This window comes from Bacteroidota bacterium (assembly GCA_016722375.1).
Taxonomy (GTDB): Bacteria; Bacteroidota; Bacteroidia; order Chitinophagales; family LD1; genus Bog-950.
Window position 1 is genome coordinate 321,609 of sequence record JADKJG010000005.1, and the last position, 22,291, is coordinate 343,899.

The following is a 22,291-nucleotide window of genomic DNA, read 5'->3' on the forward strand; positions in this document are numbered from 1 at the left end:
AAGTATCGAGCGCGCTAAAACTTGTAAACCAAAAGGTGTTCTATTAAACCCGCGCTCTATATAAACTACAAAAGCCTTAAAGACTTTTGCTTCCGGAGGTGGGTCACTCCTAAAGAAGATTTTTCAAAGGTTATCTAAGGACATCCGCGCAAATAATTATTTGCCTCGATAATTCCTGATTTCAACGGAGAGCGCATTGTTTAGAAAGCGGAGGAAATGCTTTGCTATAAACAAAAAATCTTTAGCGGGCATCACCCTTAGCACTTCCTTTAGCGTAAAAATATTGTTCAGATTAATAACTCCACTTTTTATCCAAGCCATATTTATCTCGTTCCGCATCCAATACTTGCTATCGTGGCCCATCTTGTTTAACCATTGAACACCTCCATCATATTTCGACGGCTCAAAGTTGAAGTAGTATGAAAACTTACCGATGATTCGCTGGAAGTTGATGGTTTCTTTATCTCGCAGACTCAGCGAAAGCTTTTGGAGATGGCTTGCTCGAAGCCGGTTGGTGCGCATCAAGTGCGCAATCCCTTCGGTGAAGGGACGATGTTGTACCAATATCTCATTGAAACCCATACCAATTCCCGGCGGAGTCAACATGCCCGCTTCGCCAAAAAACACCACATGATCCAAAGCATAGCGTTTCAATTCTCCCGAAATTATTTTTCCTTCTATCAGCCTTTGCTTCTTCGCATTGGGAAAATATTTTTCGCGCGCCATCTCAAAACTCTGCTTCAGCTTTGAACTATCGCCCACTTCATTTTCAACATTCACGAAGACATAAAAGTTCACTTCCGTCGCCGAGGTGGGATGTATCCCAACATACGTGTTGATCTCATCATTCAAAGGCGCAAAGTGAATCTGATCCGCATTCACATTCTCGGCCAAAAGCGAATATCCATAACACACCCACGAATTGATATGTTTCACGAGCCGATGTTTGCGCAAAATAGGCGAACCAATTCCCGTACAATCAATCAGCAACCGGGCGCGTATATGCTGCTTATCTGCGTGAACCACCACCCCATCCTTATCCGAAGAACACGACACCAGCTTCATCCGCTTTATCTCCCCCTTATTATCCAATATTCGCTTTTGCCATATTTCAAATACCGCCTTCTCATCCACCACAATGCAATCATCCTTCATCTCGTGCCGATGGTTCGGCGACTCATATATTAACGACGAACAACGATTCGCAATTGCCTCTTCCAATCCATAAGTAATCATCCGATCCTCATAACTATACCAAGTAGCCCCCGGAATAGCAGAAAGGCGACGATCAAACACCAACACCTTAAAATCCTTACTCAATTCAGCCGCAACCGACAGCCCCGCCGGCCCCGCGCCAGCTACTACAACATCATAATCATACTTCGCTTCCATATAAAAAATTAAACCCGCTGAGATTGAAAATCAACGAGGCGCAATATTAAAATTGAAAACCAATCCATTCTATGATTTGAATCAGAGACCCGCCGAGCATGGCGGCCTAAACGCACCACATTAAACCTCGCCTGCGCAATAAAATTAATGAGGATGGCGGCAGCCGGGCTTTCGCCTATATCTTTTTCTTAACTCTAAAATATTTTGGAAAGAAAAAGGATGCCGGCTCTATCCCTGCCGCGGGCTTAGCGCTTCTTTAAACAGATTGTCTTTGAGAAACTTTTAATTTATAAACTACAAAAGTCTTAAAGACTTTTGTAGTTGAACTCCGCGACATAGACTGTAACCATAACTGTTCAGAACCTTATATAATGTTATGTAGTACTGGTTGCTTGACCCGTAGGGCCAAAGCCTTTGACAGGAAGATTTCAATCATACTAAGCTAAGCCCTATCGCGGCGACCGATTGTTTCGTATCGTACGTTCCTACGGAACTTAAATGAGCTGCGACTTATTTACTACCAAACATATAGCTCCTACGGAGCTAAAATACACAGACAGCATTTGTTTTGTCATCTTCCCAATACCTTATCATGTCTTACTCTCCGAAATTGTTCTGGTTGGCGCTTCGGTTGCCGGGCTTGCGTAGAAATAGAAACTACAAAAGTCTTTAAGACTTTTGTAGTTTACTCACCTTCCAGCCATTCCCTTCCGCCTTTCTCCTATAGAAATGACCTTTTTTAACCAACATCCGACCTTTTTATATTCAAAAATGACCTTTTATAATTTATAACCGACCTTATCTAATAAAAATCCGACCTTCTACTGGCTCAAAATGACCTTATGTTTTCCAAAATCATTCATAGATGTATTAAAAACGGTCAAACTGCTGTATCCTCGAGGCAGCTTCACCTCCGTTTCGGGAGGAACTATCAAAGGCACGGAAGCCCCCTTCTTTCCTCCATACAAATGTAGTTCAGTTGCTCCCAAATTCTTGAACAAAGAACCCCGTATCACCGACCGCACCCTTCGTTTCATTTTCGGGCGCAGCCTCGTGGTTCGCTCGTGGTGCTTTTTCGGGCTGCTATTCACCACAAAACCCCAATCTCCGAGCGCCTGTGTATTGCCCGTGAATAATTTTTTCAAATAATTGGCCACGCCGCGCAACTCGCCCACCACCGGTTTCCATATTTTATTCCGAAGCTCCGTTTCCTGTTCCTCGTTCTTGGCCGCCTTCATAAAATCTTCGTGCCTATCCAGCGCTTCGCCCACCAAAACACTATCAGCCGCCATATCTATGCCATGCAAATCCAGATATACCTGCAAGGGACGGCTGCCCACCGGATAGGTTTCATGCTTCGTCTTAAAATTAGCAAACACCACCGCCCGTTTCTCGATAGATGCCGGATAAACGATGCGCCCTTTGCCATTCACCGTAATTCCCCAGTTTCCCAATTCGTGTACATTATCCGAAAAAAGATTTTTCAGAAATTGCACCTCGGCGCGCAAGCGTTTCATCACGGGTCCAAACTTCACGTCGCGCAGTTCCCGGTTCTTTTCTTTTTCGCTTTGGCATGTCTGACGGCTTTCGTCACGTGCCAACGCCGCCGTAGCGATAGCGGCCAATACATTCAGGTCAATTTCCTGCTGCAAAAGATAAGGAAGCAACACACTGGCGGGGCCATCCAAATCATGCTTTGCCTTTATGTTCTTCAATAAAGTCAATTGCTCTAAAAATCGGTTTGGCGTGATGACCCGGCTCATATCAAATATGGTTTTTAGCGAAAGCAGGGCTAAAATAAAAAGAAATATTTTTTCGCGCTACACACAACGGAACTTGTATCAACCCCGTCTTGACTTGTATATTTGCTAAGCGATTAAATAAGAAGCCGAAAATCGAAACATTTAGTCCTGTTTTTCGCTAAAAGAATACAGAATAGTTATCCTCGTTGAAAGGAAAATTTGGTAAAATCAAAAAGTTTTTACTTTAGACCGTCAATTAAAACCGGAGAATGAAAAGAATTATACCCACGCTGCTATTGTCACTGACGCTTTTCTGCGCCTCAGCACAGGACCCGCACTTATCGCAATTCTATATGGCACCCATGTATTTGAACCCGGCATTGACGGGGGCTTTTGATGGCTGCTATCGTTTAACAGGATTATTCCGCAGCCAATGGGGCTCGGTGTTGCGCAGCGAGCAGGTGCCGATGTATCGCACCTATACCTTCTCTGCCGATTTCCGCACCAACCGCGGCTTTGGAAAGAAAGATGCCTTTGGTTTTGGCGCTCATTTCTTGAGCGATAAAGCCGGTGAATCCCGCTTTGGTTATACCATCGGAGGTTTGGGTCTGGCTTATCATAAATCATTAAACAGTAAAGGCACCAACTATCTGGCACTGGGATTCAGTTCACAGATTTTTTATCAAAGCATTGACTATTCCCGATTACAATTTGGCAGTCAGTGGGATGGAAACAGCTACAATGCCTTGTTGCCTACCAACGAATTTTTGGTGGATAACAACAAACTGTATTGGGACGTGAACGCCGGTTTGCTTTGGTACATGAAATTGAGCAAAAGGACGAATGTGTATTTAGGAGCTTCGGCATATCACATCAACCGTCCGAACATTTCTTTTCTCGGCGACCGCAATGTTCGCCTCAACATGAAATTTGCCGGTCACGGAGGAATTATTTTTCCGATAAAAGGAAGATTTGATCTACAGCCGAAATTTATCTTCATGATGCAGGGAAAATCTATGGAGTTGATGATTGCTACCGATGTTCGCGTACTCTTTGAAGAAAGAGAACCGAATGGAGCAGCCTTCCGTTTTGGCGCGATGATGCGCTTGGTGGGCGGCGACGCAAGTGCCCCTTGGAAAGACAAAGCTATCAATGCAGAATCCGTAGTGCTGACTGCCGGAGTAGATTGGTTAGGTTTTAATTTGGGATTAGGTTATGATATTAACGTCTCTAAACTAATCAGCGGCACTCGTTCTTACGGTGGATTTGAAATCGGCCTTACCTATATTGGCAAATGCAAGAAGAGAGGACCTTCGACCATCTACTGTCCAAAGTTTTAGTTAAATAAAATAAACAGATAGAAGGGCGTCCCAAGGGGTGCCCTTTTTTTATTTACGTTCGCGATATGTATTTTGAAACGATAGACTTTCTGCTGTTGCCTCTTTATCTTGGCCTCTTCTATCTCATCGCTTTCCAGATCCGAAAACGCAATGCACACGATCCGGTATATCAACGCAACTTCATCCGAGGGTTAAACTACAAAATGGGGGGCGCGCTTGGCTTTTCCTTCATCTATATCTTTTACTACGGCAACGGCGATGCCATGAGCTTTTATAACGCTATGAAGCCTCTTTCTAAATTGGCCTTCAGCCAACCGGATCGCTATTTCAGTTTTATGACCTCCTGGAATGAACTCTATCCACCTGAATGTGCTTATCAGGCCAACCGAATGGTAGTAGCTTATATATTGCGCGGCACTGCCAGTCTGACGGTTATTCGGCTGGGCTCCATCATCAGCATATTGAGTTTGAATTCCTTTATTGTCTGTAATATCATGTTTGGGTTTGTCAGCTACCTGTTTGTCTGGCGGGCATTCCGTCTTTTTGTGTCTCTATATCCAAAACTTGAAAAAGATTTTGTCATCGCTTTTCTCATGGTTCCATCAGTTGTTTTCTGGGGTTCCGGTGTCGGGAAAGATTCTATCATGCTCGGAAGCATCATGCTCTTCTTCTGCACTTATTATGACCTGGTTATCCGAAAAAGAAAAATTATTCGAAACCTATTCATGCTGATGATAGTGGTTTATATCATATCACAGATTCGTGGGTTTTTGGTCTATACCATTGCCCCGGGCTTGTTGCTTATGACCGCAGTCTATTATCGAAATCTATTTAAAAGCGCTGTGGTTCGTTTTGTTGCTTTGCCAGTATTTATAGGTATTGGTTTAGTAGGCTCGCTTGTTTTTGTGGAACGTTTTGGCAACATGGTAGAGTCGTACAGCATGGAGAGTTTACAAAAAAAGGCGGAGGGCTTTCACAGTTGGCATACTACCCTGGGAGAAACACAGGGCGGTTCGTTTTATTCGCTGGGCGATGATGTGGACTATAGTGTAGCGGGTATCATGCGCAAGGCTCCACTGGCATTAGCTATCACACTTTTTGGCCCCTTTGTGTGGCAGATAAAAAATGTGGTGATGCTGGTTTCTGGAATCGAAAGTTTGATTTTCTTATACTACTTCTCTACAGTTTTTATAAATATCCGGGTATATCGAGCCTTTAGTGTGTTGTCGAAAGACCATATTGTCATGTTCTGTATCCTTTTTATTGTTGCCATCGGTATTGCTGTAGGAATGACCAGTTTTAATTACGGAGCTTTGGTTCGTTACAAAATCCCCATTTTACCTTTCTTTGTTGTGTTGATTTCGGTAACAAGATACCGAATCAAGTATGGATAATCTTTTTAAAGCAGAAGCATGATTCACGTTACTAGGTCTTTTCTTCCTCCGATTGAAAAATACCAAGCCTATCTCCAGGAGATATGGCAGCGCGCACATCTGACCAACAACGGACCAATTTTGACGGAGTTGGAGGAGAAGTTGAAACATTACTTTCAGGCAAATCATTTTTTATTTCTGAATAATGGTACTTCGGCTTTACAAATCGCCATAAAAGGTTTAGAGTTGAAGGGGGAGATTATTACGACGCCGTTTTCGTACGTTGCCACTACGTCTTCCATTGTTTGGGAGAATTGCAAACCGGTCTTTGCAGATATAGATGAAAAGACCTTAACTATCAGCCCCACTGAAATTGAGCGATGTATTACCGCTAAGACATCTGCTATCCTCGCTACCCATGTTTATGGTATTCCTTGCCATATTGAAGCCATTGAAAAAATAGCCAAGAAGTATAACCTGAAGGTAGTCTATGATGCGGCGCACGCATTTGGTGTTAAGTATAAGGGAGTTCCATTGGTGAACTATGGCGACGCCTCTACACTCAGTTTTCATGCGACTAAACTATTTCACACAGTTGAGGGTGGTGCCATCATTACAAATGATGAACAGAACGCCCACCGATTCTCTTATATGCGCAATTTTGGACATAAAGGACAAGAAGACTTTTGGGGTTTGGGAATTAACGCAAAGAACTCTGAGTTTCATGCCGCAATGGGTTTGTGTGTATTTCCCTATATTGAAGAAATAATCAAGAAGAGGAAGGAATTGTCAGAACAGTATGATGAACTGCTTCTATCCGGAGGGCTAAATATACGGAGGCCCGAAATACCTGCTGAAACAGAATACAATTATGCGTACTATCCTATTGTTCTTGAAAACGAAAAGACTCTGCTGCATATTCGTGATGCATTGAATGCTGAGTTTATCTATCCTCGTCGCTATTTTTATCCCAGTCTTTCAACGCTTAATTACGTCAAGAAATACAGCGTCCCGGTCAGCGAAGATATTTCCAGAAGAGCCTTATGTTTACCTCTTTACTTCGAGTTGGAAAACGAACAGGTTAAACGCATCTGTCAAATAATTCGTCAGGTTATCCGGTTCAAATCCTAACAAAACAAAATGCTCAAAGTCCACAAACTTACTTTTAACCCTTTTATGGAAAACACCTATTTGGTTTCTGATGAAACAAAGGAATGTGTCATCATAGATCCGGGCTGCTCTAATGAAAAGGAAAAAGCAGAACTGGTTGAAGGAATCGAATCCCTTGGTTTGAATCCGGTTCGTTTGCTAAACACACACTGCCATATTGATCATGTTCCGGGAAATAAATTTGTTTTTGATAAGTATGGCCTATTACCTGAAATTCATGAGTTGGAGTTGCCGCTATTGCGCAGCGCACCGGAATACGGAAAAATGTTTGGCTTTTATTGTGAATCTTCGCCATTGCCCAAAATATTTCTAAAAGAGCCGGACATAATCAAGTTTGGGGAAAGTTCCTTTCATGTACTTTTTACACCGGGTCACTCTCCGGGAAGCCTTTCATTCTATAACGAATCCGAAAAGCTCCTCTTTAGCGGCGATGTATTGTTTTATGGAAGCATAGGCCGTTATGATTTGCCCGGATCTGATGGTACTGTTTTATACAAGACACTTACTGAAAAAATGATGGCATTGCCCGATGATGTGAAGGTTTATTCAGGACATGGGCCCGAAACATCCATTGGATTCGAACGACTGAATAATCCGTTTATACAACAGGGATTTCTCGCCTAATCCATTCCTTGGCTATTTATAAAGTTTCTTCTCTTTCATTTCAGAAAGGCTCTTTTCATAAGCAACTGTTTCTAAGGGTTGCGTCATTACCCAGTCAGCTAATTTTTGTATCCCTTCTTTAAGTGAGACTTTTGGCTGAAAACCAATGGCATTTTTAATAGCGGAAATGTCGGCGTAGTTGTGCCGGATATCTCCTGCTCTGTAATTGCCCGATACAAAATACTCAGGCTTTTTTTCGTATGCCTCGGCTAAGTATTGAATAATATCTAAAACAGAAACTGCCTGACCCAAGCCGACATTAAAGATTTGATTGTTTGCGTTTTCATCCTTCAAAGACTGAATAATGGCGTCACATATATCATCTACACAAATAAAATCACGGCTTTCTAAACCATCTTCAAACACGTTCATCTTTTTATCTCCCAAAATCAAACTTGAAAAAATAGAAAGTATTCCTGTATAAGGATTTTTCAAAGACTGGCCCGCACCATATACGTTCTGAAAACGAAGGATGGTATAAGGAATCTGCATAGAGCCACAGGCGATTTTTACTAATTCTTCTTGATAATATTTTGAAAGCCCGTAAACCGACACAGGTTTAACCGGCGATGATTCATCGGTTGGCAAAGGCGCTAATTGACTATTGCATATCGGACAAACAGGATTGAAAATTCCAGACTTCATTTCCGCATCGTTTCTCTGTCCGGGGTATTGTACTCCATGCGTGGCACAAGTGTATTTACCTTCGCCATAAACAGCTCGCGAGGACGCCACTACTACCTTTGCCACATTTGATTTGTGTTTTGAAACAGCCTCCATTAACACAGCAGTTCCCATACAGTTGACATCGGTATAGTTCCTTATCTGGTACATGGATTGACCGGTTCCGGTTTGGGCCGCCAAGTGAATGATGGAATCGGCTTTGGAAACAAGAGTTTCAACCAAATCCTCATTGCGAACATCACCAACGATAAAATTGGTGTTTTTCTTAAAATATTCAATGTCGGGATTCAGACCATGAATTTGCTTGTCCAGATTATCCAATACTGAAATTTTTAATTCTAGAGTCCCCCCTAGTTTTTCTATCAACCTTTTGCCGATAAAGCCAGCACCGCCTGTGATTAAAATATTCTTCATTCTGCTTTTAATATTATTCAAAATCTCCTCAAAATATACATCCCCTAATCCAGATACCCCAACAATCCGCAATTATAAAGAGTGGTATCTAAGACTACTAATTTCTTTGCTTAAAACTCCAGTTTTTCGTACTTAAATTTTAATTATCGCGTCAGAAACAGTTGTTTCAGGCGCAGAAATAGTTATTTCCGCTCCGATAACAATTGTTTTCAGTGTAAAAATTGAAGTTTTTGATTTGAAAGCTTGAGTTTTTAGAGCGATAACTCAAGCTTTTGCTCCGATAACTTGAATTATCACCTTGGAAACTCGAGTTTTACATAATGATCCGCCAAACCGTCAATTAAATATTAATCGCTATGGGGCTGAGTATAGAAAAACCATAAATAGAGCGGAAAATTCGCTAATCACCGCTGAATTTGGTGTTAATCTGATGTTCCAGTTTAATCCAATTTGCAGGAACAAAATTAGAATAGTTAATTTCGGTAGTGTTGAGCCAGTATTTCGGAGCAATTACAATTTTTGAAGGGCTATTGCTCAACCATGCAGCCCACCAAGGATAAGTACTGTTTGGTATGATATGGTGCTTGCAACTAACCATAAGTCTGAAATCTTCGTAGAAGTCAGGGTAATTGTGCTCCATGATTTGGTAGCTATGCTTACTTCGGAAATGATTTTTTAACCACTGGTTGTCATCAGAAAATATATAGAAAGTGGGAGCATCAACTTTGGCCGCCATTTCATCCATGGCGTTGTAGTAATACTCTTCACCACAGGTTCCGTGTAAAGGATTGTTTAAAAAATTAGTTCTCCGAACGCTGATACAGACCGAATTGCTGTTCTGCATTTTAGTGATAAGTTCTATGTTAATGTCTGATGGTCTGTTTAATAATGTAAATTCATACCTTAACTGAGCTGATACGTTTTTGAAATAGCGCTCATCAGTAAAATAACCTTCTACATACGTGTTATCTAAAATATTCAACAAGGCGTAATCAAATTCATAATTCTTCTCTTTAATCTGAAACTTGTGATTTGCTGGTGCCCATCGTAATCGGTATTGGTTTTTCAATTTTTGAATCAGGTTCTTCCCTTTTGGATAAATAACCTGCTCTATCTCTGATTTGTCTGCCTCGACGGCAGATATTCTAAACCGGTTGAGTCCGAAATCTCTTTTGTATTTATATCCCCACTGCTCAACTTCGGAATGTTTTTCATAATAGGTAGTGTCAATTTTCAAAGCCGTTTTCAACTCATAGGCTCTGGCAAAACCATAAGCATATTGAAACATTTGATTTCCTAATCCCTGAAAGATGCGAGTGACAATCATGGTTTAAGTTTGCCTCACTAATCCCTTTTTCGAAAGATAGTGCTCTACCTTATAAGTTACCCAGACGCCAATTTTTTTCAGCCATGCACTATTCAATTTCCACAAGGGGTTTCCTGTGATATAATGATAATAACGGTGCCCCCTATAAGTAGAATATGGATTATCAAATCCCTTTCCCTCTAAAATTCCAATTTCTTGATTCGAAAGCCATTTAGCCACGGGCAATGATAATTGATCGCGCCGGCTGAACCAGCGAACATGCTTCCACCATGTTTTTTGCAGCTCACTTCCATCATACTCATGGAGATTTTTCACGAGCATCGTTGTTTCGTACACTCCATTCTTGCGAGGATATTTCAATATGAAGCCATAGTAGATAACCTGAAGTGCAATTCTTAAAGGGCTGTCCTTCCCCATCTCAATGCACTGTCGAGCTTCGGGATAAATGCAGATATGCCCATGTCTGAAAGTGGCTAAAGAAAATTTTGCGGAGAATGAAATAATCTTTTCAATTTGGGATGCATGAATAACTACGCTCGAGTCATGCCATATAGCAACATCATATCCCGACAGTTCTGGCGCCCCGCAAATTTTAAAATACCTTGCATTTTTCGTTACGTCTGAAAACCTTCGGCTAACTACTTGCATTTTGTAATCTATACTTCTTAGCTCAGGATTATCGGTGATACAATAAAAATCAATATGCGAAAGATCTATCTTTTCAGGGTTATGAATTATCGGGGCATCATCCTTGTCACCGAAAATAGCGGTGTAAATAACAACCTTCTTATTCATTAGGTCAGAGATTCAAATTGATTTTCGGACTAGCTACAATCCAACGATTAAGGGGGTTTCTATCTTCATCGAGCGCGGCAACCTTACTGGCAATGTCCAAATTGTTGAACGCCTTCTCTTTTATTAGAGATGCTCTTGATTCAAGCGACATTTGTTCCACAATTTTCACTTCAAAATTTTTCTCAAGAATGTTGCGAATATTAGTGGTAGTGCCGGGAACCATGTGGTCGTGAGTCTCTATAAGTATGTCACTTTTCAGAAACTTTTGAATATTGGCCTGACTAAAAATTACATTTTCGAAACCTTCGCAGTCACAGATAACAAGTCCTTTAAATGAGCTGTTCAACTTATCAAGCTCCTCTACATCAAATCTGCCTAGTACTTCTACATTCTCTGCATTATTGATTGCGCACAACTTTCTAAATAGTTTCCGAGTATGATAACTCTCTTCATAGCTATAAACTGGAGTGCTGGGAAATGCTTTGCTAAATACAATTGAATAGAGCCCTTCGGCTGCACCAATATTTAAAACATAATCATACTTATTTTTCAAAAATCGCTCTAAGTCTTCTTTGATTTCAATCTCATATACTCCAAATAGTTTTTGTGCAATTCCTGCCTGTAGGTCTGCCACACTTTCTATCCTGATGTTTTGAAATAGTCCTGATTCAATAATCGGTCGACCAAATACCGGATGATGGTTTGTAAGTTTTAAAAGTGTTTCCTTCACATAATTATTTACAAAGGCAACTTGTTTATCTCGATTTTCCTTTTCCGTTTGCCAAGAAGGACAAAAAGTTTGTAATAAGTTCAGAGTAGAAAGAAGGCTTTCTGATGTGGCTCTCATCCAATCTTTAGCTTGCAATGTTTTTGATTCGTTCATATTCATTAAATAACGGTGGACGGTATTTTCATGTTAAGTAAGCCGGGTGTTTTACCATACCAGTTTAAATCATGGTTCTTGTAATCTTCAATTACGGTAAAAATCAACTTGTCATAAATGGTATGAATAGTTTGGGACTTATCCAAAACGTAATTAAAGCTAATCTTATATTGACTTTCATTCAATAGGTGTGCAGGAATTGAAAATGTCACCTTTTTGGTCTCATCCGGATTTGTGCCAAATGAAGCACTGGAAGCCTGCAACAAGTGAATATCTGAGATTGTTTTTAGCTGAATATTAAAATGAAACTCACGTATTTTTTTTCCAAAATGCAACTCAACTTCCACTTGAACGGGGTCACTGTTTTTAATGACCGCCTCATTAACTATTCGTGCGTTTACCAATCTAATTCCATCTTTCTGGTCTTCTATAGCGTCTCCTGTATAGTATAATGTGTCAGTCTGAACATCTGGCTTATTCAGATAGATATTTAAAGCCTTTTCCGTTTCACCGTTATATTCAACAGCGCCATTAACCATATATATACTTCTTGGACATAGACTGGCAACAGCCTTCATATTATGACTCACAAAAAGCACGGTTCTGCCTCTGCTGCTCACATCCTTCATCTTGCCTAAACACTTTTTTTGAAAATCCGCATCTCCAACCGCTAATACTTCGTCTACGATTAAAATCTCCGGCTCCAAATGAGCTGCTACTGCGAAAGCAAGACGTACATACATCCCGGAGGAATATCGTTTTACCGGCGTATCAATATATCTTTCCACTCCGCTAAAGGCCACTATTTCATCAAACTTTGATTTGATTTCTGATTTGGACATCCCCAATATTGCTCCATTCAGAAAAACATTTTCACGACCAGTAAGTTCCGGATGAAATCCGGTTCCTACTTCCAACAGTGATGCAATCCTGCCTTTCACCTTAATACTTCCTTTAGTAGGCCCAGTGACCTTAGAAAGGATTTTCAACAATGTGGATTTGCCGGCACCATTTCTCCCAATTATCCCCAACACCTCCCCTTCCTTTACTTCAAAATTGATGTCCGATAGTGCCCAAACATATTCGCCGTTAGTTGTTTCGTCACGCTTATTGACACCAGTTATCTTTTCATATGGATCTTCTTTACCTAGAATCCGATGAAACCAACGATTAATATCATTAGTTAATGTACCTGAACTTACCAGACCAAGTCTATATTGTTTAAATAAATGTTCTACCTGAATTACAGTATTACTCATAAAATCAAACTGTGTCCATAAAGCTTTTTTCCACCTGATTAAAAACTACTACCCCAACTATTAAAACAATGAAGGTAAATAAGGTTGCATATCCCAAACCTACAATATCAAACTGGCCGATACCAAATATTGAATGGCGGAACGATTCAATAATTGGTGTTAAAGGGTTTAAAGAAATGAACTGTTTCATTTTCCCAGTGGTATAGCTCAAAGGATATATCACCGGAGTTGCATAAAGCAGCAACTGAACACCAAATTGAAGTAAAAATGCAAGATCCCTATACTTGGTAGTCAAAGACGAGAAAACAATCCCAAGCCCAAGTCCTAATAGGGCCATGAGAACAATAAGAAAAGGCAAAGAAAATAAAGTCACATTAATATTTAATCGGGTGCCTTCAAAAACCATATAATAAACTAACACCGCCAGTAGTAAGCTACCTTGGATAGCAAGTTTAATTAGGTTGGAGAAGATGATAGAAATAGGAGAAACCAAGCGGGGGAAATAAACCTTGCCGAAAATTCCTGCGTTTACGACGAAGGTGTTGGAAGTTTTAGTAAAGCAGTCTGAAAAATATGTCCAAAGAGTTATCCCTGATAAATAAAACAACACCGGCGGAACCCCATCGGTCGGTATTTTGGCAATTCGATTGAATACGAATAAAAAAGTGAAGGTTGTAAAAAGCGGTTGAATAAATAACCAAAGTGGACCCAAAATGGTTTGTTTATAAACCGAAACAAAATCTCTCCTGACGAATAATGCAATAAGATCACGATAGTGCCAAATCTGACTCAAATTAATATCAAATATCCCTCGACGAGGCGCTATCACCTCAGTCCAATTACTTTCAATTTTTTCTATAGACTCCATATCTCCTTCTTGAACCGACGAATATATCAAGTGTCATTAAGAATTATAGGAATAAGGGCATTTTAGATATAAATAATACCAGCCAGCACCGTAAATTTCATTTGGATAAGGACAATTATTTCAATCTTTGTGCAATCACCATCCAATCCCAAGGATAGGGAGCGCCCATCCATTTAGGTGAATTATTGAATTCCGTCATTCTCGAAAACGTCGAAAATCTTCTGGCTGAGTTGCGGTGCTATTGTGTTCCAATATTTCTTATCCATAATGAATTCTGTAAAGAAGATAATTCAATGCCTTTCACGTATCAATTTGAAGAAATGAAAGGGAGAGACTGAATCGTTTCCGGTGGATAACAAATCTGTTTCAGTAAAATTCATTCGGTTTGATTATCCTTAGAATTCAAAATTTTATTTTCGCCCTATTAATTAATTGGAACCTCGTTCTGCTTCAGAACGGGGTTAAATCTTTTTATGAATATTGAAGAATTACTAAAGGCATATTGCGAAAGCGAATCGGTTAAGCGACTTACCAGTCAATTAAGCGCTAATGGTGGTCTGAAAAGGAATATCCATCTTAAAGGCCTGCTCGGCTCTCAGGATTCCTTCATCGCAGCAGCAACTTTCAAATCATCAGAGTTCAATCATTTCTTCATCTTGCCGGACAAAGAAGAAGCAGCCTATTTTCAGAACAACCTGAAAAACATTTTGAATGGAAAGGACATTTTCTTTTTCCCCGATTCATTTAAACGACCGCAAGATTTTTCGGAACTCAACAATAATAATATTCTGCTTCGCACAGAAACGGTGAATCGCATCAGCAATTCTAGTTCAAGAGCCGAAATAGCGGTGTCATATCCCGAAGCCATGATTGAAAAAGTGGTAAAAGCAGATGAACTACAACAACAGACCCTTCGCATGAAGGTGAATGAAAAGTTGGATATTGACTTTGTTATTGACCTGTTGGTGGAGTTTGAATTTGAAAGGGTGGACTTTGTTTATGAACCAGGTCAATTCAGTATTCGCGGAGACATCGTGGATATTTACTCCTTCGGCAATGAGTTTCCTTATCGCGTTGAGCTATTCGGAGAAGAAATAGAAAGCATCCGCACTTTTGACCCATTGACACAGCTTTCTGTTCGCAAAATTGCTTCGGTATCCATCGTGCCCAATATTCAAACGCATTTTGGCAATGAGAAAAAACATCGCTGCTCGAAATTTTTCCACCGAACACTGTCATTTGGATAAAGGACACGCAACTGCTTGCTGAAAAGATGGAGATGGCCTTAGATAAGGCTGCAAAATACAAACAGAGTATTGGTCATGCTTCGCTTTCAGAGAAGCATCCTCTGAATGAGGGAAAGCCGGGAGATGTTTTTCTGAACTGGAGTGATTTGCTCAAAGGGATGCAAAACTTTCATCTGATTGAATTTGGCAGACAATCTTTTTTCAAATCAGAAGACAACATCTCCTTTCATTCCCGTCCGCAGCCTTCTTTCAATAAAAATTTTGATTTACTCATTTCCAATCTGCATGAGAATACTGAGAAGGGATATTCCAATCTCATTTTTTCGGAAAACGAAAAACAGATGGAGCGTTTCTATGCCATCTTTGAAGATTTGAAGGCTCAGATCAATTGGACTCCGGTTCGCATTGGGATTCACCAGGGATTTATAGATGATGATTTAAAAGTAGCCTGCTATACAGATCACCAAATTTTTAACCGTTATCATAAATACAACCTTCGACAAGGTTTCAATAAAGACAAAGCGCTGCTTCTCAAAACTCTCCGCGAATTGAAGCCCGGCGATTTCGTCACACACATTGATCACGGGGTGGGAGTGTATTCCGGTTTAGAAAAAATTGAAGTGGGCGGACAGCTACAGGAAACCGTCCGCTTGATTTATGCCAGCAATGATATCTTATATGTAGGAATTCAATCGCTGCATAAAATCTCCAAATACGTAGGAAAAGAAGGGAGCCACCTCGCGTCAATAAACTAGGGACTGAAACTTGGTCGAACCTTAAAAAGAAGACGAAGAAAAAAATCAGAGAAATCGCTTTTGACCTGATTCAACTTTATGCCCGCCGCAAAGCCTCTCAAGGATTTCAGTTTTCTAAAGACTCTTATCTACAAACTGAGTTAGAAGCATCTTTCATGTATGAAGATACTCCAGACCAGGCCAAAGCCACGGAAGATGTAAAACGCGATATGGAAAACATATCACCGATGGATCGGTTGGTATGTGGCGATGTGGGTTTTGGAAAGACAGAAGTCGCCGTTCGTGCAGCTTTTAAAGCAGCAGTAGAAGGCAAACAAGTAGCTGTACTGGTGCCGACTACTATTCTCGCTTTGCAGCATTACAAATCTTTCAAAGAAAGACTGGACGATTTTGCGGTGGAAGTGGATTATATCAATCGCTTTAAATCTGGGAAAGAGAAAAAAGAAACGCTTAAAAACTTAGCGGAAGGCAAGACCAACATCATTATTGGAACACATGGATTGGTAGGTAAAAACGTCAAGTTCAAAGACTTGGGACTGCTCATCATAGATGAAGAACAAAAATTTGGCGTGGGCACCAAAGAAACCCTCAAAAACATGAGGGCTCAGGTACACTCACTCACTCTCACGGCCACACCCATTCCCAGAACACTTCAATTCAGTATGATGGGCGCGCGAGATTTATCCATCATCAACACGCCGCCGCCTAACCGTTAGCCCATCACTACAGAGGTTCATGCGCTTGACCCAGACATGATTAAAGAGGCAATTGAATACGAGGTATATAGGGGCGGTCAAATCTTTTTTGTACACAACCGGGTGAAAGATATTGCTGAAGTGAAGCAAATGTTGATGAAAATTGTTCCGCAAGTGGACATTGGGGTAGCACATGGTCAGATGGAAGGGCATCAATTGGAAGAGGTAGTGATGAAGTTTATCAATCGCGAATACGATGTATTGCTTTGTACGAACATTATTGAAAGTGGTATTGACATTCCAAACGCCAACACGATTATCATTAATAATGCGCATCATTTTGGATTGAGTGATTTGCACCAGTTGCGTGGTCGAGTGGGAAGAAGTAATAAACATGCCTTCTGTTATCTTTTTACCCCTCCGTTGAGTACGCTGACCAACGATGCCAGACAAAGACTCAAAACAATTGAGGAATTCAGTGAATTGGGAAGTGGCTTCAACATTGCTATGCGTGATATGGACATCCGCGGTGCAGGTAATTTACTTGGCGCAGAACAAAGCGGCTTTATTGCTGAGATTGGTTACGATGTGTATCACAAAATTTTGGATGAAGCGATTCGCGAACTCAAAACCACTGAATTCAAAGATTTATATAAAGACGAGATGGAACGTTCTCATGATTATGTGCGGGACTGTGCCATCGAAACAGATTTGGAAACGCTCATTCCATCTGATTATGTTTCTAACTCTACGGAGCGGATGTTGCTCTACCGCGATTTAAACGATTTAAAAGATGAGCCGGCCATCAAAGATTTTGAAGAAAAGCTGGTTGACCGCTTTGGGCCCATCCCACCACAAGTATATGAATTGTTTGATGCCATGCGCCTGAAGTGGCTTGCCACTAAACTCGGTATGGAACAGATCATTCTCAAATCAAAGCACCTGCGATGCTATTTTGTTGCTAACCGGGAATCAAGTTTCTATTCCTCCAGCATGTTTGGGAAAGTGTTGACTTACGTTCAGCAACATAAAGAAGGTATTTATCTGCGGGAGACTGAAAAATTCCTCGTACTGAATTTTGAAGGAGTACGTTCAATGAAAGAGGCAGAAGGAAAACTAGAAGAGATTCTTTCGGTGACAGAAAAAAAGTGACTTTGTGTATCGAATGGGCATCTCTCAGGATGAAATGATACAAACACTTTCGATTCGATGAAAAACAGAAAACGTTTGCATTCAAACTCGGACTGTTTTGTACAAAATACTTCCTGTTTGCACCAAAACACATGCTGTCTTGTATCAAACGCCATCTATTTTGACCAAAACAGATGGCGTTTTGGTGCGAATATTTCGCGTTTGTATACAAACGAGAGCTGTTTTGTATAAAACACGAAGAGTTTGCAACGAAACGGCTAAAATGGGGTGTCTACAGACATAAAAGACTACTTAATAGCTGTTTAGGCTATAATAAACACTTGGTATAAGGCTAAAAACTGAAGCCGAAAACATGTCAAAAAGTACATTTTGGGGTAAAAAATGGGCAAAAATCGAAGCATCGTAATTTATAATCAATTCTGCCCCGTCGCCGCCATCATGATTTGCTCCTGAGAGATGGCCTTCCCTATAAATTCGGCGCCCAATTTTCCTTCATGCAGTACTAAAACGCGGTCACTCATACCAATGACTTCGGGAAGGTCGGAGGAAACCATCACCACAGCCATTCCCTTTGACACCATTTGATTCATCAGTTCATAGATTTCGGCTTTGGCGCCTACATCTACCCCACGGGTAGGCTCATCGAGAAATAAAATGTCGGGATTGGTGAGCAGCCATTTACCCAAAACCACTTTCTGCTGATTACCGCCGGAAAGCGTTTTTACTTCCACCTCTGCATCTTTACACCTAATACCGACTTGAATAATTGTTTCCTTGCTTCTTTTGGATGCTTTACTACCTCTTACCAAACCACCGGAGGCCACATCCAATAAGCTCGCCAGGTTTAGATTGGTGTTGATAGATGACTCTGTTAAAAGTCCATGCCGTTTTCTGTCCTCAGGGACTAAGGCAATATAATTTTCAATAGCCTTTTGAGGAACCGTTAAATCATGCACCTTTCCTTTGAGCATCACTTCACCAGATTTTTTTCCATTCCAGGCACCAAACAAACCGGTGAGCAGTTCCGTTCTTCCCGCCCCCATCAGTCCCGCGATACCTAAAATCTCTCCGCGATAAATATCAAAACTGACATGGTCTATCTTCTTTTTATCTGGAATATCCGGATCGAACAAAGAGAAGTCTTTTACCGACATCAACACTTCTCCTCTTTGAAGATTTCTTTTGGGGTAGAAGTCAGTAATCTCGCGTCCGACCATTTGGGATACAAGTTCTCTTTCAGTAATTTCAGAAACCTTCTTCGTTGCGATGTATTGTCCATCACGCATCACGGTGACACAATCCGCGATGGAAAGTACTTCACCTAACTTATGACTAATATAGACGCAGGTGACTCCTTTGGCTTTCAACTCACGGATGATGCCTAGTAATTTTGAGGTTTCTTTTTCTGAAAGGGCAGTAGTGGGTTCATCCAAAATCAGGATGCGTGCTTTTTTGTTGATGGCTTTGGCAATCTCTACTAATTGTTGTTCTCCAATACCCAATTCCACTACCTGTTTTTGCGGATTGATGTTCAATCCTAATTGTTGAAGCAAGCTGGAAGTGTCGGAATACATTTTATGATAATCAATCACTCCGGCACTGTTTGGTTCCCGTCCGAGAAAAATATTTTCTGCCACGCTCATGTATTTTACCAAAGCAAGTTCTTGGTGAATAACGACTACACCCGCTTCTTCCGCATCTTTGATTCCTGAGAAATTAGTGCGGCTTCCCTCAAACAGAACTTCACCATCAAAACTATGCGCAGGATAAATACCTCCGAGAATTTTAATCAAAGTGGATTTGCCAGCACCATTCTCGCCACATATAGCATGAACTTCTCCCTGCTCCACAGAGAAGGAGACATTCCTCAAAGCATGAACTCCGGAGAAATGTTTGGAAATATTCTTGAGTTGGAGAAAAGCCATTTTTAGTTTGCTGCAACTTTATAAACCTCCTCTTTTTTCTGATAACCATCCTTGATGACTGTTTCCATAAGGTTTGATTTGTCAACGGTAACCGGGGTGAGCAAAATACTCGGGACATCTATTTGTCCATTGTTGACTGTTCTTTTCGCATTCGGAACCGGTTTATTCTGAATCAGCAGGAGGGCTGCTTCTGCTGCGGCTTGAGCCAAGGGCTGAATAGGTTTATAAACGGTCATGCTTTGTGTACCTGCCACCACACGCTGACAAGCTGCCAAGTCTGCATCTTGTCCAGACACCCAAACCTTTCCTGCCAGTTTTTGTTCCTGCAATGCTTGTATGGCACCGCCTGCGGTTCCATCATTGGAAGTGACCACCGCCACTACATCATTATTGTTTTTGGTCAGCGCATTCTCTGTATGTTTCAATGCTTCAATTGGTTGCCAGTCCATCGCCCATTGGTCGGCAACGATTTTGATTTTACCAGCGTCCATCAAAGCCTGTAAAACTTTCAATTGACCTTTACGGACTTGCTTCGCATTAAAATCAACAGGTGACCCTCCAATCAGAATATAATTTCCGGAAGGAGCATGTTCCGCTAAATATTGCGCCTGTAACTCACCCACCTGCTCATTATCAAAAGAGATATACAAATCCAAATCGCAATCGTTGACTATCCTATCATACCCAATCACTTTGACACCGTTCTTATGAGCGTTGTTGACAATCGTAGCAGCGATTTTGGTGTTGTGCGGCACCACTACCAAGATATCTACTCCTTGAGTAATCATATTCTCTGCCTGAGCGATTTGTGTTTCGTCGCTTCCATTGCAACTTTGCACTATCACTTTCGCTCCCAGTTTTTCTGCTGCGGCAACAAAATAATCACGGTCTTTCTGCCAGCGTTCTTCCTTCAGGGTTTCGAGCAACAAGCCAATAACAGGCTGGTTGTTTTTTTCGGCATTGCCATGACATCCTGAAAACAGAATGGTCGTTACTAAGGCAAAGAATAAAACAGATAAGGGCTTGAAAGTTTTATCAGACATAAATGGATTCTTTATTTTGTACAGGAGATAAAGAAAGAAATTTCTAACCCCTTTAACAAAAATGTACTTCCTCGGCTATGATATCGGCAGTTCTTCTGTAAAAGCATCTTTGATAGAAGGTGCTAACGGCAAGTTAATTGCTTCTGCTTTCTCACCGCAGACGGAAATGAGAATATCAGGCCCTAAACCCGGTTGGGCTGAGCAGGATCCGGAATTGTGGTGGGAGCATGTCAAAGCGGCAACCGCAGAGATTCTTTCCCAAAAGACTGTGAATATAGAAGACATCAAGGCCATCGGCATCTCTTATCAAATGCACGGATTAGTTTTGGTGGACAAAAATCAGAAAGCGCTCCGTGCCGCTATCATCTGGTGCGACAGCCGTGCCAGCGAAATTGGTGATAAGGCTTTTACTGAAATTGGCGAGAGCAAATGTTTCTCCCACTTCCTCAACTCACCCGGCAATTTCACGGCCTCTAAATTAAAATGGGTAAAGGAAAATGAACCTGAAGTTTACAACCGCATTTACAAATTCATGCTGCCCGGTGATTACATTGCCATGAAAATGTCGGGTGAGATTCAGACTACCATCAGCGGACTTTCAGAAGGAACCTTGTGGGATTATAAAGAACAGGGCATTGCGAACTTGTTGCTGAATCATTATGGTATTTCTGAAAGTTTAATCCCTGAAATAGTTTCCACCTTTTCTATTCAATCAACACTCTCTTCAACCGCCGCCAAAGAATTAGGATTGAAGGTCGGCACCAAAATCACTTATCGTGCGGGTGACCAGCCAAACAACGCCTTCTCTCTGAACTGCCTGAATCCAGGCGAGTTGGCTACCACGGCAGGAACATCCGGTGTGATTTACGGCGTGACCGACCAAACAAAATATGATGAGCGTTCCAGAGTGAATGCCTTTGTTCATGTCAACCATGCCAAAGAAATCCCCCGCTATGGAGTGTTGATGTGTGTCAACGGCGCTGGTGTGCTGAATAGCTGGCTCAAACAGTTTCTCAATATCAGCGGAGAATTTTCCTACGGGCAAATGAATATACTAGCTGGACAGGCTCCAGTTGGTGTTGAAGGGCTGCTCTTTTATCCTTTCGGCAATGGAGCAGAAAGAATTTTGGAGAATAAAAATCCCGGCGCCTTGCTTCAAAACTTTCATTTCAATACTCACAGCACTTCACACCTTCTTAGGGCGGCACAGGAAGGAATTGTCTTTGCCCTGAATTATGGTTTGGAAATTATGAAAGGCATGGATGTGAAAGCAAAAGTGATTCGGGCTGGAGAAGCCAATATGTTTCACAGTCCGGTTTTCTGCGAAGCATTTTCTTCGTTGACCGGAACGATCATTGAATTGTATAATACTGACGGCTCGCAAGGCGCGGCAAGAGGTGCCGGAATTGGATTCGGCTTTTACAAAAGCTTTAGCGAAGCATTTAATAACCTGAACAAAACCCGCACTGTTGAGCCAGATAAACATTTAGCAACAAAATATCAGGATACTTATGCCAACTGGCTAAAACATTTAAACAAAATCTTATCCCAACAATCATAAACC

The 22,291-nt window shown here is 41.2% G+C and carries 15 protein-coding genes and 1 pseudogene; 6 read left to right on the top strand and 10 right to left on the bottom strand.

The annotated features are described in order from the left end of the window. Positions 1 to 156 precede the first annotated feature (156 nt). The gene (locus tag IPP77_08815) at positions 157 to 1,392 is read right to left on the bottom strand and encodes an NAD(P)-binding protein (GenBank protein ID MBL0309756.1); all 1,236 of its coding nucleotides are present in this window, start codon (positions 1,390 to 1,392) and stop codon (positions 157 to 159) included. An 821-nt stretch (positions 1,393 to 2,213) separates the two neighbouring features. Further along, entirely contained in the window at positions 2,214 to 3,155 is a 942-nt protein-coding gene (locus IPP77_08820; GenBank protein MBL0309757.1) for a hypothetical protein, read from the bottom strand. Positions 3,156 to 3,403: 248 nt separating this feature from the next. Here IPP77_08820 and IPP77_08825 point away from each other — a divergent pair, with 248 nt between their 5' ends. From IPP77_08825 to IPP77_08840, 4 genes are all read left to right on the top strand, one after another. Further along, complete coding sequence (locus IPP77_08825; GenBank protein ID MBL0309758.1) at positions 3,404 to 4,474, top strand: PorP/SprF family type IX secretion system membrane protein; 1,071 nt, start codon at positions 3,404 to 3,406, stop codon at positions 4,472 to 4,474. A 65-nt stretch (positions 4,475 to 4,539) separates the two neighbouring features. Continuing rightward, positions 4,540 to 5,868 carry a hypothetical protein gene (locus IPP77_08830; GenBank protein MBL0309759.1) on the top strand — a complete coding sequence of 443 codons (1,329 nt, stop codon included), beginning with the start codon at positions 4,540 to 4,542 and terminating at the stop codon, positions 5,866 to 5,868. Positions 5,869 to 5,886: 18 nt separating this feature from the next. Next, positions 5,887 to 6,978 (top strand): DegT/DnrJ/EryC1/StrS family aminotransferase, encoded by a 1,092-nt coding sequence (locus tag IPP77_08835; protein MBL0309760.1) that lies wholly within the window; start codon positions 5,887 to 5,889, stop codon positions 6,976 to 6,978. 9 nt (positions 6,979 to 6,987) lie between these two features. Then, on the top strand, positions 6,988 to 7,641 hold the full coding sequence (locus IPP77_08840) for an MBL fold metallo-hydrolase (protein ID MBL0309761.1): 654 nt from the start codon (positions 6,988 to 6,990) through the stop codon (positions 7,639 to 7,641). Between the two features lie 12 nt (positions 7,642 to 7,653). On the opposite strand, the gene IPP77_08845 is transcribed toward IPP77_08840, so the two are convergent. The 6 genes from IPP77_08845 to IPP77_08870 all read right to left on the bottom strand — a co-directional run bounded on the left by IPP77_08845 (position 7,654) and on the right by IPP77_08870 (position 13,910). Beyond that, positions 7,654 to 8,778: a GDP-mannose 4,6-dehydratase gene (locus tag IPP77_08845; GenBank protein MBL0309762.1), complete on the bottom strand. Its 1,125-nt coding sequence runs from the start codon at positions 8,776 to 8,778 to the stop codon at positions 7,654 to 7,656. 400 nt (positions 8,779 to 9,178) lie between these two features. Further along, the gene (locus tag IPP77_08850; protein ID MBL0309763.1) at positions 9,179 to 10,105 is read right to left on the bottom strand and encodes an alpha-1,2-fucosyltransferase; all 927 of its coding nucleotides are present in this window, start codon (positions 10,103 to 10,105) and stop codon (positions 9,179 to 9,181) included. Positions 10,106 to 10,108: 3 nt separating this feature from the next. Beyond that, on the bottom strand, positions 10,109 to 10,900 hold the full coding sequence (locus IPP77_08855) for a hypothetical protein (GenBank protein ID MBL0309764.1): 792 nt from the start codon (positions 10,898 to 10,900) through the stop codon (positions 10,109 to 10,111). 4 nt (positions 10,901 to 10,904) lie between these two features. Then, complete coding sequence (locus tag IPP77_08860; GenBank protein MBL0309765.1) at positions 10,905 to 11,783, bottom strand: hypothetical protein; 879 nt, start codon at positions 11,781 to 11,783, stop codon at positions 10,905 to 10,907. A gap of 5 nt (positions 11,784 to 11,788) precedes the next feature. Further along, entirely contained in the window at positions 11,789 to 13,042 is a 1,254-nt protein-coding gene (locus IPP77_08865; protein MBL0309766.1) for an ATP-binding cassette domain-containing protein, read from the bottom strand. 4 nt (positions 13,043 to 13,046) lie between these two features. After that, complete coding sequence (locus IPP77_08870) at positions 13,047 to 13,910, bottom strand: ABC transporter permease (protein MBL0309767.1); 864 nt, start codon at positions 13,908 to 13,910, stop codon at positions 13,047 to 13,049. Between the two features lie 473 nt (positions 13,911 to 14,383). On the opposite strand from IPP77_08870, the pseudogene mfd reads away from it, so the two are divergent. Continuing rightward, positions 14,384 to 17,759: pseudogene (gene mfd / locus IPP77_08875) on the top strand (transcription-repair coupling factor). A gap of 413 nt (positions 17,760 to 18,172) precedes the next feature. Here mfd and IPP77_08880 read toward each other — a convergent pair. Both IPP77_08880 and xylF read right to left on the bottom strand, forming a co-directional pair. Beyond that, positions 18,173 to 19,684: a xylose ABC transporter ATP-binding protein gene (locus IPP77_08880; GenBank protein ID MBL0309768.1), complete on the bottom strand. Its 1,512-nt coding sequence runs from the start codon at positions 19,682 to 19,684 to the stop codon at positions 18,173 to 18,175. Positions 19,685 to 19,686: 2 nt separating this feature from the next. Further along, positions 19,687 to 20,727, bottom strand: coding sequence for a D-xylose ABC transporter substrate-binding protein (gene xylF, locus IPP77_08885; GenBank protein ID MBL0309769.1), 1,041 nt, complete (start codon positions 20,725 to 20,727; stop codon positions 19,687 to 19,689). A 61-nt stretch (positions 20,728 to 20,788) separates the two neighbouring features. Here xylF and IPP77_08890 point away from each other — a divergent pair, with 61 nt between their 5' ends. Continuing rightward, positions 20,789 to 22,288: a carbohydrate kinase gene (locus tag IPP77_08890; protein ID MBL0309770.1), complete on the top strand. Its 1,500-nt coding sequence runs from the start codon at positions 20,789 to 20,791 to the stop codon at positions 22,286 to 22,288. The last annotated feature ends 3 nt before the right edge of the window (positions 22,289 to 22,291 follow it).